Origin of the sequence: Brevibacterium metallidurans (assembly GCF_037101285.1) — a bacterium.
Classification (GTDB): domain Bacteria; phylum Actinomycetota; class Actinomycetes; order Actinomycetales; family Brevibacteriaceae; genus Brevibacterium; species Brevibacterium metallidurans.
The window spans coordinates 1-2,055 of sequence record NZ_BAAAAF010000039.1 but is presented as its reverse complement, the minus strand read 5'-3'; the positions used below and the strand labels follow the sequence as shown (position 1 = coordinate 2,055).

At 62.3% G+C, this 2,055-nt stretch carries 1 protein-coding gene and 1 pseudogene; one reads left to right on the top strand and one right to left on the bottom strand.

The window, feature by feature from the left end:
- Positions 1-529 precede the first annotated feature (529 nt).
- Positions 530-766 (bottom strand): annotated as a pseudogene (locus tag AACX88_RS17375) (transposase); the annotation flags it as partial.
- A 273-nt stretch (positions 767-1,039) separates the two neighbouring features.
- On the opposite strand from AACX88_RS17375, the gene AACX88_RS17370 reads away from it, so the two are divergent.
- A complete protein-coding gene (locus tag AACX88_RS17370) occupies positions 1,040-1,882 on the top strand; it encodes an alpha/beta fold hydrolase (protein WP_339394119.1) in 843 nt (280 codons plus the stop codon).
- The last annotated feature ends 173 nt before the right edge of the window (positions 1,883-2,055 follow it).

The window sequence follows — 2,055 nt, the reverse complement described above, 5'->3', positions numbered from 1 at the left end:
CGCCCCTGCACCACCAACTGGACCGCGTCGGCTTTGAACTCCGGCGTGAACGTCCTGCGATTCGTAGACATGATTCCCTGTCGTGCCTTCCTGGTAACGACTGTCTACGAGAAGTGTCACACCCCAAACGAATTGAACTGTCGCGCGCGTATGGTTTTGAGGTTCGTGACCGTACTCGGGCACTGAGGTCATGTCAGTGCCCTGTGGTTAGGCCGTGACCTTAGTAGGGACGCGGGGTTGGAAGGGGCACCAAAGATCTGGCAGACGACTCCAATAGTGGCATTAGAGGTAATGCCAGCGACCTTCCGCGGGTCCTTCGGAGTGTGGCCCCGGCTACATATGCCCTGATTGCGGGGGAGGCGTCAGGTTCAACGGAGGGTGGATCACGGGGCGCTGTCAGTACCATAGTTCGGTTTGTCGTTCGCCGTTGAAGGTCGAATGGTCCTTATTTTGCCCTGGGCGGTCACGGCATCCCCTGGCTCCATGCCCTGATCCTCGGAGGCGAACCAGCGCACGAGATCACGGCTCTTCAGAGCTGAGTGTGGGGTGAGGCGTCGAGGCCTCCGGTGATGAGGAGCATCCGGAGGCGGTAGTGCTCGAAGTTCCGGAAGCCGCGGGCGATGCGGCGGCCGAGCTCGATGATCCCGTTGACGGCCTTTATCCCGCCGTTGTTCGCCCCATCGGTATCGAATTAGGTCAAGAACGCCGTCCTCCACCGCCGTAGGGTCTTGCCGAGCCGGGCGATCTCGGGGATCGGGCAGGACGGCAGCTTCTCGATCAGCTGCTCGGCCAGTCGAGTAGCCCCCGCGGGGCGCAGACCTTCGGGGGCTGCTCGACGAAGGTCGTCACCTCACAGACGTCCTCAAGGCAAATCCAGCGGCGCTTGCGCCACCGGGTCCGCACCGACCGGCCCAGGCCGCATCGATCATCTCGACCATTACCCGGCCGTGACCAGTGGCGATGACTCCGCAGCCAGGGTATCCCGTGACCGGATCAACGACACATTGGCCATATCGACGAGTTGAGTCAAAATGTCTTCATGGATGCCAGTGGAGACATGGAGCAGACAGAACTTGTGGTTCCGCGTGCAGGCTCTCGGATCCACGCCAGGCTCGCGGGGCCGGCAGGTGGTCCGCTGGTTGTTCTGAGCCACGGCGCGTCGATGGATCATGAGATGTTCGATGAGCAACTCGGGCCGCTCGTGGGTGCGGGCTACCGTGTGCTCACCTGGGACATTCGGGGCCACGGTCGGTCGCAACCCATTGGCCGGATCCCGATTGACGTCGCCGACATGGCGGAGGACCTACTCGCGATCCTGGACCACCTGGATGCCCCTGGTCCGATCTGTGTCGGCGGGCAATCTCTAGGGGGCTACGTCGCACAGGAATTGGTGTATCGAGAGCCGGAGCGTGTAGCTGCCTTGTTCGTCATCGGCTCCACGTGCATCACCATGCCCATCGCTCTGTGGGAGCAATGGGCTTTGCGGTCTTCCCCCTGGTGGTTCGTGCCCTGGCCCTGGCAGCACCTGAAGCGCACGGTCGCCACGTCAACGGCACTGCGCCCGGAGGTCCGCACTTATGCCGAGGTTGCCATCGGTACGATGTCCAAGTCCAATTTCGTTCAGATCTGGCGAGGAGTGGCTCGGTCAATGCGACCAGAGGCCGGCTACCAAATCGATCTGCCGCTGCTGCTGACGCACGGCGATCAGGACCGCACGGGTAACATCGCACGAACCGCGCCGGCGTGGGCGGCACGCGACCCGTACTGCCGGTACGAGGTAATCCCAGACGCCTCGCATAACGCGAACCAGGACAATCCCGAACACTTCAATCGGGTCCTGCTGGAGTTCCTTGCCGAGCACTACCCGGCAGAACGCGCATGACAACCCGCCGAAGCATGGTCTCGAGGCATCCATTCGTGGGGAGGGGTGGGGTGTGACACTTCTCGTAGACAGTCGTTACCAGGAAGGCACGACAGGGAATCATGTCTACGAATCGCAGGACGTTCACGCCGGAGTTCAAAGCCGACGCGGTCCAGTTGGTGGTGCAGGGGCGC

Coding starts and splice junctions, on each gene's coding strand:
- AACX88_RS17370 (WP_339394119.1), top strand. CDS start 1,040: ATGGATGCCAGTGGAGACATGGAGCAGACAGAACTTGTGGTTCCGCGT.